The 13,266-nt window shown below is 43.8% G+C and carries 12 protein-coding genes; 9 read left to right on the top strand and 3 right to left on the bottom strand.

Translation table 11 applies throughout. The annotated features are described in order from the left end of the window. The first annotated feature begins 32 nt into the window (after positions 1-32). The 3 genes from pta to IWT5_RS08565 all read left to right on the top strand — a co-directional run bounded on the left by pta (position 33) and on the right by IWT5_RS08565 (position 2,059). Positions 33-1,007, top strand: a complete 975-nt coding sequence (gene pta, locus IWT5_RS08575) for a phosphate acetyltransferase (protein ID WP_089109550.1) — start codon at positions 33-35, stop codon at positions 1,005-1,007. Between the two features lie 76 nt (positions 1,008-1,083). Next, on the top strand, positions 1,084-1,551 hold the full coding sequence (gene tsaE, locus IWT5_RS08570) for a tRNA (adenosine(37)-N6)-threonylcarbamoyltransferase complex ATPase subunit type 1 TsaE (RefSeq protein ID WP_089109549.1): 468 nt from the start codon (positions 1,084-1,086) through the stop codon (positions 1,549-1,551). Positions 1,552-1,555: 4 nt separating this feature from the next. Continuing rightward, entirely contained in the window at positions 1,556-2,059 is a 504-nt protein-coding gene (locus IWT5_RS08565) for a GNAT family N-acetyltransferase (protein ID WP_159459312.1), read from the top strand. A gap of 252 nt (positions 2,060-2,311) precedes the next feature. Here the strand turns inward: IWT5_RS08565 and IWT5_RS08560 are convergent, their stop codons facing one another. Next, a complete protein-coding gene (locus IWT5_RS08560; protein ID WP_089109547.1) occupies positions 2,312-2,845 on the bottom strand; it encodes a 3'-5' exonuclease in 534 nt (177 codons plus the stop codon). Positions 2,846-2,873: 28 nt separating this feature from the next. Next, positions 2,874-3,638 (bottom strand): exodeoxyribonuclease III, encoded by a 765-nt coding sequence (locus tag IWT5_RS08555; protein WP_089109546.1) that lies wholly within the window; start codon positions 3,636-3,638, stop codon positions 2,874-2,876. Between the two features lie 179 nt (positions 3,639-3,817). On the opposite strand from IWT5_RS08555, the gene murB reads away from it, so the two are divergent. Next, positions 3,818-4,726 (top strand): UDP-N-acetylmuramate dehydrogenase, encoded by a 909-nt coding sequence (murB, locus tag IWT5_RS08550; protein WP_089109545.1) that lies wholly within the window; start codon positions 3,818-3,820, stop codon positions 4,724-4,726. A gap of 17 nt (positions 4,727-4,743) precedes the next feature. Beyond that, positions 4,744-6,852, top strand: coding sequence for a cation:proton antiporter (locus IWT5_RS08545; protein WP_089109544.1), 2,109 nt, complete (start codon positions 4,744-4,746; stop codon positions 6,850-6,852). A 79-nt stretch (positions 6,853-6,931) separates the two neighbouring features. Here the strand turns inward: IWT5_RS08545 and IWT5_RS08540 are convergent, their stop codons facing one another. Then, a complete protein-coding gene (locus IWT5_RS08540; protein WP_089109543.1) occupies positions 6,932-7,648 on the bottom strand; it encodes a DUF1361 domain-containing protein in 717 nt (238 codons plus the stop codon). 197 nt (positions 7,649-7,845) lie between these two features. On the opposite strand from IWT5_RS08540, the gene cdaA reads away from it, so the two are divergent. The 4 genes from cdaA (at position 7,846) to glmS (ending at position 13,082) form a co-directional block, all read left to right on the top strand. Continuing rightward, positions 7,846-8,697 carry a diadenylate cyclase CdaA gene (gene cdaA / locus IWT5_RS08535; RefSeq protein ID WP_089109542.1) on the top strand — a complete coding sequence of 284 codons (852 nt, stop codon included), beginning with the start codon at positions 7,846-7,848 and terminating at the stop codon, positions 8,695-8,697. Continuing rightward, a complete protein-coding gene (locus tag IWT5_RS08530; protein ID WP_089109541.1) occupies positions 8,697-9,671 on the top strand; it encodes a CdaR family protein in 975 nt (324 codons plus the stop codon). The genes cdaA and IWT5_RS08530 overlap by 1 nt, the downstream gene beginning before the upstream one ends. A 26-nt stretch (positions 9,672-9,697) precedes the next feature. Further along, positions 9,698-11,047, top strand: a complete 1,350-nt coding sequence (gene glmM, locus IWT5_RS08525; protein ID WP_089109540.1) for a phosphoglucosamine mutase — start codon at positions 9,698-9,700, stop codon at positions 11,045-11,047. 217 nt (positions 11,048-11,264) lie between these two features. Then, a complete protein-coding gene (gene glmS, locus IWT5_RS08520; protein ID WP_089109539.1) occupies positions 11,265-13,082 on the top strand; it encodes a glutamine--fructose-6-phosphate transaminase (isomerizing) in 1,818 nt (605 codons plus the stop codon). Positions 13,083-13,266 lie beyond the last annotated feature (184 nt).

Below are 13,266 nucleotides of genomic sequence, written 5' to 3'. Positions count from 1 at the left end.
AGTCGGAATTTCAAAATCTGGAGGTCTGTATTGTGGAACTTTTCGAAAGTTTAAAGCAAAAGATTAGTGGCTTAAATAAGACAGTTGTCTTACCTGAAGGCGAGGACATTAGAATCATTGGTGCAGCCAGCCGACTAGCTTCAGAGAAATTGCTGCAGCCGGTTTTGCTTGGCGACATTGATAAAATCAAAGCAACTGCCAGCGGAAAAGGATTTGATCTGACCGGTGTTAAACTGGCAGATCCAGCAAAGGCATCTGCTGATGAAAAGAAGAAGATGCTAGATGCCTTGGTTGAACGTCGTAAGAGCAAGAATACACCAGAACAAGCAGCCAAGATGCTTGAAGATCCTAACTACTGGGGCACGATGATGGTTTACCTTGGTGAAGCAGATGCCATGGTTTCCGGTGCCATTCACCCAACTGGTGATACCATTCGTCCAGCCTTGCAAATCATTAAGACCAAGCCGGGTGTTAAGCGGATCAGCGGTTACTTCATCCTGCTGAAGGGTGAACAACGGTTATTGTTCGCTGACTGTGCCATTAACATTGATTTGGATGCTGCTGGGATGGCTGAAGTTGCGGTTGAAAGTGCTCAAACAGCTAAGAAGTATGACATTGATCCTAAAGTCGCTATGCTTAGCTTCTCTTCGAAGGGTTCGGCTAAAGCTGACCAAGTGACTAAAGTTCAAGAAGCAACTAAGTTGGCTCAAGAGCAAGCCCCAGATGTTCCAATCGATGGTGAACTTCAATTTGATGCCGCAATTGTCCCAGAAGTTGCAGCCAGCAAAGCACCAGGTTCAAATGTGGCTGGTCATGCCAACGTCTTTATCTTCCCAGAACTTGAAGCCGGCAATATCGGTTACAAGATTGCGCAACGGTTAGGTGGTTATGAAGCCATTGGACCGCTGCTGCAAGGGATGAACGCACCCGTATCTGATTTATCACGCGGATGCAACGAGGAAGACGTCTACAAAGTTTCCATCATTACTGCAGCTCAGGCTGTTTAAACTAAAATTGATTACAAAATCTTTGGAGCTGTCGGCAGCATCGTTGCCCCAGCTTCTTTTGAGTTAAGGGGTTATTATGACAGTTACAATGAATGTTTCAACACCAGAAGAAACGATGGCGATTGGTCAAAAAATGGCGCCATTGCTAGCACCGAAAGATATTATTTTACTGGATGGCGATCTCGGTGCCGGCAAGACCACTTTCACTAAAGGGTTGGCAGCTGGATTAGGTATTAAACGTAATGTGAAGAGCCCAACCTTTACCATTATTCGGGAGTATCAGGATGGCCGGATTCCGCTGTATCATATGGATGTTTATCGTCTGGAGGATGGCAGTGGTGACGAACTGGGATTAGACGAATACTTCAATGGAGATGGTGTCAGTGTCGTAGAGTGGTCGCAGTTTGTGGCTGATGAACTGCCAGCCGACTATCTCAGGATTGCTTTTAAGCGGTTGGATGAAAAGGGTGAAAATCAGCGTGAGTTGATTTTTGATCCTCATGGTCAGCGATTCGAAACCATCGTTGAGAAATTACAGGAGTAGCATGATGGCAAATGAAGCTGAGTTGACGATTCGGAAAGCTGTTTCAACGGATGCCCATGCGCTATTAACCTTGTTGACAAAGCTCAAAGCGGAATCAACGACGTTTGAAGACACGAGTGATGAAGTTGACTCTGCTACTGAGAGTCGGCAGATCAAACAGATCAGCGATTCAAATTTCCAGTTGTTACTGGTTGTGCAACGAGGCAATGAGCTAGTTGGTCTCTCGACCGTCTTACCCACTGATGATGAGCAAGTCGGAGAGATTGGCGTTGCCGTACTCAAAAACCATTGGGCACAGGGAATCGGCAGGGAACTTATGCTGAGCGGGCTTGACTGGGCTGCGCTAAACAGCCGTTATCGGATCATTACCCTCACGGTTCAGAAGCGTAATCAGCGGGCCGTCAAGCTCTATCAAAATATTGGCTTTCAAGTTACTGAAGTGTCGCAGGTAACGGACTCAGTTGGTCAACTTGTTGAAGCGTATGAAATGCAAGTGGCCGTTAAATAGCAAAAAACATGAGTGTGTGGCAAAACTCGGTAGATTCCAGAATTTAACGTAAAATAGGCCTATCCCGGCGAATTTTGTCGGGGTAGGCCTATTTTGCGTTAAATGGCCGGAATCTGAGTTTTGACGCACGATTAGGCTATATTGAAGTATCGAACTAAAAGATAATCCTAACGATTTTTAATTAAAAAATTGATTGAAATATTTGTCGATATAGACTTATGGCACAGCCTCTTTTTTTTAATTTCAAAATCATTAAGCCATTTTGATAAACGGTTTGATGGCCTCTTGACCAAAAGTATTCGCTTCGGCCAGTAAAATATTGGCACAGGCTAAGCTATCATCCAGTGCGTTATGATGGTGTTCTAGAGATATTCCTAGCGCGTCAGCGACCGTGTTTAGCTTATGGTCGCCTAGCATTGGTAGAAATTGCCGACTGGTCTTTACCGTATCAAGCGTGAGATAGGCGGGTGAAGTCATGCCGTAGTGGTTCAATGTTTGTCGCAGGACACCATTATCAAATTGGGCATTGTGGGCAATCACGAGTTGTTCTGGCGTAAACAGCGATTGAATATGTGGCCAAATGGCCGGAAAATCTGGCGCATCAGAAACATCAGATTCGTGGATACCGTGAATTTGGGTATTCCGCCAGAAAAAATCGGTGTCAGGTTTGATCAACGTGTAAAATTCATCTGCTACTTGATTGTTACGAACGATTGTCAGTGCCAAAGAACAAGCAGAATATCGCTTGCTGTTGGCAGTTTCGAAGTCCATTGCTACAAAGTTCAAGTCGGCCCCTCCTTTCAAGTCATACAAATTATACGTGAAGGCCGGTGGTTGTCAAGACAATTGGGCAGTGGTCAGAACCGAAAATTTTATCCTTGATATCGGCTGATGCTAGTTTTGGTTGTAAGGCGTTGCTGGTAACGAAATAGTCGATGCGCCAACCCGCATTACGATCACGGGCGCTGAACCGATAGCTCCACCAAGAGTAGCGTTCAGTGGCGTCCGGATAGAAGTACCGGAATGTGTCGGTGTAGCCACGGGCAAGGAAGTGCGTGAAGGCTTCCCGTTCCTGGTCAGTAAAACCGGCATTTTTATGATTCGTTTTAGGGTTTTTAATATCAATTTCTTCATGTGCAACGTTTAAATCACCGCACAAGATGACGGGTTTCTTTTCGTTGAGCTGGTCAATATAAGCTTGAAACGCTTTTTCCCAACCCATTCGAAAATCAAGTCGTTTCAGACCCGTTCCGGAATTGGGTGTGTAGCAGGTGACTAAAAAGAAGTCTGTATATTCCAGCGTAATGACGCGCCCCTCATGGTCAAACTCATCGGTGCCAATATCATAAGTAACGTTTAAGGGCTGATGCTTGGTAAAAATTGCAGTGCCAGAGTAACCTTTTCGCTCAGCAGAGTTAAAGTATTGATGGTAACCTGGCAATTCCAGCGTCAGCTGATCGGGTTGCATTTTAGTCTCCTGAACGCAGAAAAAATCGGCATCTAATTCATTAAAAGTGGTCATAAAATCGTGTTTAACAGCGGCACGAAGACCGTTAACATTCCAGCTAATAAATTTCAAGACAGAAACATCCTTTCTTGATGAAATGATTCACCCTTAGTTTATCATTTTTAAGTGGGCCAAGGCATCAAATTCTAAGAATGCGCCTCTTCGGTTAACCTTTTGCTTGGGTCTGCAGTCATGGTATTATATGAGTATGCAATCTTACGAAATATTTGATTAGTGAAAGGAACTTAATCATGACGGTAGACATCATTGCAACTTTTCCAAAGGTGAAGTTGATGCAAAACGAACCACTTTCAAAGTATACGAATACTAAAACAGGCGGAAAGGCAGATTTTTTGGCTTTTCCACAAAGCCTTGGTGAGGTTCAGAGTTTAGTACGCTACGCTAACGAACAAAACTTACCCGTCACCGTCATCGGTAATGCTAGTAATTTGATTGTTAAAGATGGCGGCATTCGTGGCTTAGTCATGATTTTAACCGATATGGCTCACGTTGAAGTCAAGGATCATACAATCACTGCTGAGGCAGGCGCCTCTTTGATTGAAGTCACAAAAGTTGCACAGCGGGCCAGTTTAAGTGGTCTAGAGTTTGCAGCTGGCATTCCTGGCAGCGTCGGTGGGGCCATCTTTATGAATGCGGGTGCCTATGGCGGTGAAATCAGTATGGTCGCCAATGAGGTAACAGTGTTAACACCTGATGCGGAACTGAAGACGATTCACCGCGATAATCTGGACTTTGGGTACCGCCACAGCCGGGTTCAAGACGAAGGCGATATTGTGATTACAGCGACCTTCAACTTACAACCGGGAGATCCTGTGAAGATTCAGGCTAAGATGGACGATCTAAACGCCCGAAGAGCTGCAAAACAGCCGTTAGAGCTGCCATCATGTGGCAGTGTCTTCAAACGGCCTACAGGTTATTTTGCTGGGAAACTGATCCACGATGCTGGGCTTCAAGGTTATCAATTTGGTGGCGCGCAGGTTTCAACTAAGCATGCTGGCTTTATTGTGAACGTTGACCATGCCACGGCGTCGGATTATTTGGCGGTGATTCACCACGTTCAGGAGACGGTTTTAGCTAAAGCGGGTGTTCATTTAGAAACCGAAGTTCGGATCATTGGTGAAGAGCCCGCTTCTGATTAACGAAGGGAGTTATCTAGTTGCTGATAGTTGAAGCAGTTATATTATTAGTGGTCTTAGTTTTAATTTCAAACGTCATCAGCCACTACCTAACTTTTATTCCGGTTAGTTTAATTCAGATCGCATTGGGGCTAGTGATCGCGTTATTTTGGGAAATGAAAATCCCACTGGACACCGATTGGTTTTTACTGCTGTTTATTGCGCCGTTATTGTTCAATGATGGTCGGCGGTTTCCTAAGCGGGAACTTTGGCAGTTACGTGGGCCAATCTTTGCAAATTCCATTTTGCTGGTATTTTTAACCACGATTGTTGGCGGGTATCTGATTTACTTGATGATTCCCAGGTTATCATTGACGGTGAGTTTTGCGTTAGCCGCTATTTTATCACCAACGGATCCGGTCGCTGTACAGTCGATTTCTAAACGAGTGAAATTACCAGATCGGATTTTGCACTTGGTCAGTGGCGAAAGTTTAATCAATGATGCGTCCGGTTTGATTGCCTTCAAATACGCTGTGGCAGCAACTGTTACGGGTGTTTTTTCGTTTACCCATGCTGTTGGCGACTTTCTCTATATTAGTGTTGTTGGCTTACTAGCCGGATTTGTCCTCATGTGGCTGATCGAGTTTATTCGTGATTTTTTGAGGCGGCAGGGCATTAACGATGTTGTGTTTAACACGGTTTTGCAGATTATGACCCCATTTGTGATTTACGTCATTGCTGAAGAAGCGTTCCATGCTTCCGGGGTGATTGCAGTGGTTACCGCGGGTGCAGTTTCTCATGCTCAGGAGAGCCGTTTAGTTGAAGATTTACCGGAATTAAAACTCGTCAGTGAAAAAACGTGGGACATTATTGTTTACCTACTCAATGGGATCGTGTTCCTTATTTTGGGCGATGAGTTACCGATTGCAACGTCCAAAATTATTCACGATGTTCACTTCAATACCTTTCAGGCAGTTGCCTATTCCTTTGGCGCCTGGGTGATTTTGTTACTGATTAGGATCGTCTGGATCTATCTTTATCAAGGAATCAGCAAACCAAGAAGACCCAGTTTTCGGGTTGCCTTGTTAGCGGGTTTATCTGGTGTTCGGGGAGCAGTCACCATGGCGGGTGTCCTTTCGCTGCCATTATTGACGGCGTCCGGGCAGGCCTTTCCGCAGCGGTCATTGGTTTTGTTTGTTGCTGCAGGAGTCATTATCATCAGTTTAGTGGCGGCAGTCGTCACTTTACCGTTGGTTGCGCCCGATAATCCCGTCCCTTTGCTTACCCGTGCTAGTTTTAGTGATGAAACGGATGAGGCGCTGGATGACGATACTGATGATGAACAGCAAGATCAGCGTCATTTAATGAGCGAGGCTGAGGCTCGAATCTACATTATGCGTTTGGCAATCAATGCTATCGAAGAACACCGGCGAATTGAAAATCAGCGGGCAGCTTATGATTTGATCCTTGATTATCAATTTATTATCCGACGGCTAGAACTGACGACGCGAGATGACGCCGAACGTCAGCAGGTGATGAATGATGAAATCGTTTTGCGGCACATTGGTTTAAAGGGTGAGCAATCTGCTTTAGACCGATTGTATGCTCATCAACAGATTTCGTCGCAGGCCTATCAATCTGCGAGCCGAGCGGTTAGTCGCACTTTGCAGCGGGTCAATCACCCTAATAACCATTTGAATTTTGTACTTGTCCGAAGCTGGTCCGCTACATTTCATCGGACGATTCACTGGATTAAAACGGCCATTCATCGCTCACAGGATAAGTTTTCTGATAATGAATGGGAACTCATTGACCGTGAAAGTGCTAAGTCAGCAATCAAAGCATTATCTAAATATCTGGCGAATGACGAGGTGGATCCTCAGTCGTTGGATAAACAAGCGATTTATCACTTAGTTGTCTTCTATCGTAATCGAATCGAGCGCGCGCGAAAAGACCAACGCGTTTCACGAGCTGTTTACGCTAAGCAGCTCAATCAACTTCGAGTGATTGCAATTGGTGCTGAACGAACGGGGGTTCAGTCATTACTGGAGTCTGGTAACATCACTTGGCAAATGTCTGGGCGGTTACGGCAATACATTAACTATTCGGAAAATGTATTAATGATGGCTGCCAGCGATGAAGTTGATTAAGTTTAATTGATGACTTTATTTAAAAAAGATGCTGCTAACAGTCGATTAACTGTTAGCAGCATCTTTTTACGAATTAAAGTTAGTTTTGCTGATCATGATGATCGGAGTCGTCTTTGACTGGTTGAATAGAGTTATTGACCTGTTCATTTGCCATTTGGCTATGGTAAGCCAAGTAGACTAACCAGTAGGCAATCAGCTGAATCAAGGTCATTAGACCAACAAACATCAGCATCGTAGGCGTCCACATATGTAACAGGCGCTCTGAGATCAGTTCTGGAGAAATGAAGAGGTAAACCGTATGAATCCGCATAAAGCGGCCGACATAAATGCCCACGGATGATAGAAAAGTGAGCAATAAGACAAGAACGGTCTGTAACCAGGAGTTACCCTTCAAATAGCGCTGGGTGATGATGCCAGCAACGTAATTCAAGCTCCAGAAGCCAAGAATAACGCAGAATAAAACGCTGATCAGTAAGTAGGTAAAGTAGATCCAGACGTGCAGGTTCAATATCAACAGCCCATTAGCACCATACGGATCAAGCAGTGAAAGATGGAACAGGTCCGTCAGCAGGTAGGGTGCATTAGGATAAAAGACTAGCCATAAAAGAACGATTAGCCAAAACACGAGCCCACTTTTGGGGCGTTCCTTGTTCAGATGAAAACTAATTTCGATGGGTAGATAACCCAAAAAAGTATTTAAAATTAAAAATGTAAAAGGCTCATGCGCGAACTGCCACAAAAATAACAGCCACAGCACTACGAAAATCCGGATTTGCCAGCGTGCGTGACCCGCCAAGAGATCATCTCCCTGTTCAAAATATCACTACTCAAATAATAACAGATTACTTGAGTAGTCGCATGATTTTTCAAAGGGTTTACCAAAATTTTGCTTTTCTATTTGAATACCCCCTATAAATGTGACGGGGAAGCCAAAAAATCGGGAGTGGCGTGCTATAATGTTATCTGAATAGATTTTTGGAGGGAAATAATCAAATGAATCTTGATTGGAGTAGCTTTTTGACGTGGCATAACATCGTAAACCTCCTCGATATTCTCGTCGTCTGGTTTGTTTTTTACGAACTGATTATGCTGCTGCGAGGAACCAAAGCCGTTCAACTTTTACGTGGTATCATCGTGATTGTTTTAGTCAAGATCATCGCGGTATACGTTGGCTTTGAGACGGTTTCATGGTTAATGGACCAAGTGATCAACTGGGGTGTCATTGCCATGATTATTATTTTCCAACCAGAGATTCGACGCGGGTTGGAACACCTCGGTCGAGGATCGGTGTTTGTCCGTAATCGGCAGGTGAATGAAGCAGAGAAACAGATGATTGCTGCTCTGGATAAAGCCATTCAGTACATGTCTAAACGCCGAATTGGTGCGTTGATGACGATTCAAATGGATACGGGACTGGAAGACTATATCGAAACAGGAATTGAACTAGATGCAAAGGTGACGGGTGAATTACTGATCAACATCTTTATTCCAAATACCCCATTGCATGATGGTGCTGTGATTATTCGGGATAATAAGGTGGCTGTGGCTGCGGCCTATTTGCCACTGTCAGATAGTAATTTAATTCCTAAAGAATTAGGTACCCGGCACCGTGCTGCGGTTGGTATTTCCGAAGTAACGGATGCGTTGACCATCGTTATTTCTGAGGAAACGGGTGAAGTTTCGATTACCCAGAACAACGAACTGCTTCGTAACATGGATCAAAACGATTATTTGAAGTTCTTAAACAACGAATTAATCAAGGATCAAGAACCTGAACAACCGAAAAATCCGCTGAACTGGTTAATTGATGCCATTATCCAGTTCTTTAGAGGAGGTAATCGGTAATGAAGAAAATATTTGATAGTCGTTGGACTTACCGGCTAATTTCTCTATTCTTAGCAGTGTGCTTGTTTTTGTATGTCAATAGTTCTAAAAGCCTGTCAACTCAGCAAACTGGGAGTACAACGGGTACGAATTCGACAACTTTGACCGCTACTGAACAAAAGACGGTTTCGGTTCAATTGCGATTGAACGTGGATTCTGATAAGTATTTTGTGACGGGTTACCCAGAAAAGGTGAAAGTTCACTTACGGGGACCGGCCGCTTTGGTCACTGCTACAGCCAACACGCAAAACTTTCGGGTGTTTGCTAATTTAACGGGGCTTAAAGCTGGCGAGCATACCGTTAAGTTAAAACAGGATGGGTTGAATCGAGATATTAATTATCAGATCAGTCCTGCAAGTATTAAAGTGAACATTCAACCTCGTCAAACGGTTTCCTTCCCGGTCAGCGTTCAGTATGATAAATCACGAATTGCAGCCAATTACATTGCGGGCAGTCCCACGAGCGATGTGACTAACGTTAAAGCCACTGGTGCAGAAGGCGAGATTGACCGGATCACTAAAGTGGTCGCGCAGCTCAACTTAGCTCAGGATACTAAAAAGTCCGTTAACACCGAGGCAGTCATCGAGGCACTTGATCGGAATGGGCAAACGGTAAACGTCATTTTGACGCCTGCTACCACGCAAGTTAATTTACCGATTACTGCTAAAGGCAACTCCAAAAAGGTACCGTTGAAATTTAAGGCTAAGAACGCTAATAGTAATCAGGAATATAGTTTTCAAAGCAGTACCAAGACCGTCCAGGTATTTGGTTCTGCGTCGGACTTAAAAGCGATTTCTGAGTTTAGTGCTGATGTCGATGTTAGCGATGTTAAAAATCAAAAAACAAAAACAATTAGTTTAGATGCAGAGGCAAATAAGGTGACGGGAACGGAACCTGGTAGTGTTAAAGTGACTATTACCACTGAATCTAAATGATATTCTGGAAATGAGGAAAATTAAACATGAAGTATTTTGGAACTGATGGTGTACGTGGTATTGCAAATCAGGAGTTGACCCCTGAACTGGCTTTTCGACTTGGTCGAGCAGGCGGTTATGTCTTAACTGAGCATGCAACTGAGCGTGAACAGCCACAAGTGCTGGTTGCCCGCGATACTCGAATTTCGGGTCAAATGTTGGAAGAAGCTATCGTAGCTGGACTGTTGTCAGTCGGCATTGAAGTTTTGCGTTTAGGGGTGATAACGACACCGGCTGTTGCCTACCTTGTTCGTACTCAAGGCGCGGATGCTGGTGTGATGCTGACCGCTTCACACAATCCCGTTGAAGATAATGGGATTAAGTTCTTTGGGGCAGACGGTTATAAACTCTCAGATAGTTTGGAAGATGAGATTGAAAAGTTACTTGAACAAAAAGATACCTTACCAAGACCTGCAGCTAAGGGATTAGGTACCGTCGAAGATTATCAAGAAGGCAGCCAAAAGTACATTCAATTTTTGGAGCAGACTATCGATGATGATTTAACTGGTATGCACATTGCTGTTGATTCAGCTAACGGTGCTACTAGCAACTTGATTTCTAGACTTTATGCGGATTTAGGCGCAGAGTTTGATACCATTGCGACTACCCCTAATGGCCTGAATATTAATGATCAGGTTGGGTCAACGCATCCTGAACAGCTGCAGAAGTTTGTGGTTGAAAAAGGGGTTTCCATTGGTCTGGCGTTTGATGGCGACGGTGATCGCTGCATCGCTGTTGATGAAGCGGGTAACATCGTTAATGGTGACAAGATCATGTATATTTGTGGGAAATACATGTCAGAACATGGCCGGCTTAAGAAAGACACGATTGTGACGACCGTGATGAGTAACCTTGGGATGTATAAAGCGATGGAAGCACACGGTATGACCAGTGTGAAAACTAAGGTCGGTGACCGTTACGTAGTCGAAGAAATGCTTGCAAATGGTTACAACCTTGGTGGCGAACAATCAGGTCACATTGTCTTCCTGGACTTTAATACCACTGGTGATGGTATGTTGACCAGTTTGCAATTACTTCACATTATGAAGGAAACCGGTAAGAAACTTTCTGAATTAGCGGCCGATGTTCAAGATTACCCACAACAATTGGTTAACGTAAAAGTGGCTGATAAGAAAGCAGCATTAAACAATCCAGCCATTAAAGGTATTATTGACACAGTTGAAAAAGAAATGTCTGGTGACGGCCGAGTATTAGTCCGTCCTAGTGGGACAGAACCACTATTACGTGTTATGGCAGAAGCCCCGACACAAGAAGCTGTGGATGGCTATGTTAATCGAATCGTCGAAGTTGTGAAAAGTGAAGTCGGTATTGAGTAGTTCTATGAAACAAAAAGACGGTTTTCAAACAATTGTGTTTGAAAACCGTTTTCTTTGCAATTCGCTTAAATAACGCGCATTTTCAATCTATACCACTTTTTACGTTATTATTGACAATGAATTTAAAAGACTGTAAAGTATACATGTCTATAGATACATTGAATATTATTGAGTCTATACCAATTAAAATATCATGAAAATTAGAGGATGAAATCTTATGTGTGGAATTGTCGGTGTTACAGGCAGTGATAATGCAGTAAAAATCTTACTTGATGGTCTACAAAAGCTTGAATATCGTGGTTACGATTCAGCTGGTATTTATGTAAACGACCAAAATGGTCAAGATTATCTCGTGAAAGAAAAGGGCCGGATCGCTGACTTACGTCGTGAAGTGGGTCCTGATGTTCACGGTTCAACTGGTATTGGTCATACGCGCTGGGCTACTCATGGTGTTGTGAGCGTTGCTAACGCACATCCACAGGTTTCTCAAGACAATCGGTTCTACCTGGTTCATAACGGTGTCATTGATAACTTCCAAGAACTTAAGAGTGATTATTTGAGTGATGTGCCATTTACAAGTCAAACCGATACAGAAGTCATGGTTCAGCTGGTTGATAAATTAGCCGTCGATAAAGGCTTGAATGCACATGATGCCTTTGTTAAAGCACTGAGCTTACTGAAGGGCTCTTCATACGCGTTTCTGCTGATGGATCGTGAAGATCCAGAGACGTTGTACGTTGCTAAAAACAAGAGTCCATTGTTAATTGGTGTTGGTGATGGTTTTAACGTGGTTTGTTCTGACGCCTTAGCAATGTTACGTGAGACACACGACTTCTTGGAATTAATGGATGGTGAGGTTGTTACCATTAAGCCTAACGAAGTTAAAATTGAAAACCAAAACGGCGAACCAGTTGAACGAAAGACTTTCCATGTCGATATGGATGCAAATGAAACGGATAAGGGGACCTATCCCTTCTATATGCTGAAGGAAATTGACGAGCAGCCAAACGTTATGCGCCGGCTTGCTCAAGTCTACCTTTCCGAAACCGGCGAACCTGTCATCAGTGACAAGTTATTGAACTCTATGAAACAAGCCGATCGAATCTATATCGTAGGTGCTGGTACAAGTTATCACGCTGGGCTGGTCGGTAAGCGGCTATTTGAAAACATGACGCAGACACCAACAGAAGTGCATATTTCGTCAGAATTTGCCTATGAGCAGCCAATTTTGTCCAAGAAGCCGTTCTTTATCTTCCTCTCACAAAGTGGTGAAACGGCTGATTCACGCGAAGTGCTGGTCAACGTCAATGCGGGTGGTTATGAGAGCTTAACCATCACTAACGTACAGAACTCGACCTTGTCACGTGAAGCAACTTACACCTTGTTACTGCATGCCGGTCCCGAAATTGCCGTAGCCTCTACTAAGGCCTATACAGCACAAATCGCCATTGAAGCCATCTTAGCTAAGGCGTTGGGAGAAGCAGATAATCAAATCGTGGCACAGCGGTTTGATGTGCGTCATCAATTAGGGTTAGTTGCCACTGGCATTCAAGCCATTGTTGACGAAAAGAAGAAAATTGAAGACTTAGCAAAGTCATCATTCTTAAACACACCAAACGCCTTTTACATCGGCCGTGGGATTGACTGGAGCGTTTCACTCGAAGCCGCTTTGAAGCTGAAGGAAATTTCCTATGTACAGGCTGAAGGGTTTGCGTCTGGTGAACTGAAACACGGAACCATTGCACTGATTGAAAAGGGGACACCAGTTATTGGCTTGATTACTCAGGAAAAAACAGCTGGTTTGACCCGTTCAAACTTGCAGGAAACGATGGCCCGGGGTGCTCATATCCTGACAATCGTTTCTGAGAGTTTAGCTAAGCCTGGCGATGACATTATTTTGCCAGACGTTGATGAGCTCATGACACCGCTGTTAAGTGTTGTGCCAACTCAACTGATTGCTTATTATACTAGTCTTAATAAGGGCTTAGATGTTGATAAGCCTCGTAATTTAGCTAAGAGCGTTACGGTTGAATAATTGAATTAAATAACCCAAAAGGGCATCATCAGTAATCGCGGATGATGCCCTTTTTGGGTTCAAATTATGGCTCTTTGACAACTGTTGTTGGTAAATTTCTTAAATTAGTTCTAATCACTATTTTGTGATTAGGACTTTTTTAGTTTTGATGTGCAAGGTATAAAGTACTCTTACTCTAAATTTT

It is taken from the genome of Secundilactobacillus mixtipabuli, assembly GCF_002217925.1.
GTDB classification, from domain to species: domain Bacteria; phylum Bacillota; class Bacilli; order Lactobacillales; family Lactobacillaceae; genus Secundilactobacillus; species Secundilactobacillus mixtipabuli.
The sequence above is the reverse complement of the archived record's forward strand: the minus strand, read 5'-3'. Positions and strand labels throughout refer to the sequence as shown.

Bases quoted from the DNA above. Each gene is read 5' to 3' on its own strand.
- IWT5_RS08565 (WP_159459312.1), top strand. From the start codon at position 1,556: ATGGCAAATGAAGCTGAGTTGACGATTCGGAAAGCTGTTTCAACGGAT.
- IWT5_RS08530 (WP_089109541.1), top strand. From the start codon at position 8,697: ATGAAGAAAATATTTGATAGTCGTTGGACTTACCGGCTAATTTCTCTA.
- glmS (WP_089109539.1), top strand. From the start codon at position 11,265: ATGTGTGGAATTGTCGGTGTTACAGGCAGTGATAATGCAGTAAAAATC.
- cdaA (WP_089109542.1), top strand. From the start codon at position 7,846: ATGAATCTTGATTGGAGTAGCTTTTTGACGTGGCATAACATCGTAAAC.
- murB (WP_089109545.1), top strand. From the start codon at position 3,818: ATGACGGTAGACATCATTGCAACTTTTCCAAAGGTGAAGTTGATGCAA.
- glmM (WP_089109540.1), top strand. From the start codon at position 9,698: ATGAAGTATTTTGGAACTGATGGTGTACGTGGTATTGCAAATCAGGAG.
- tsaE (WP_089109549.1), top strand. From the start codon at position 1,084: ATGACAGTTACAATGAATGTTTCAACACCAGAAGAAACGATGGCGATT.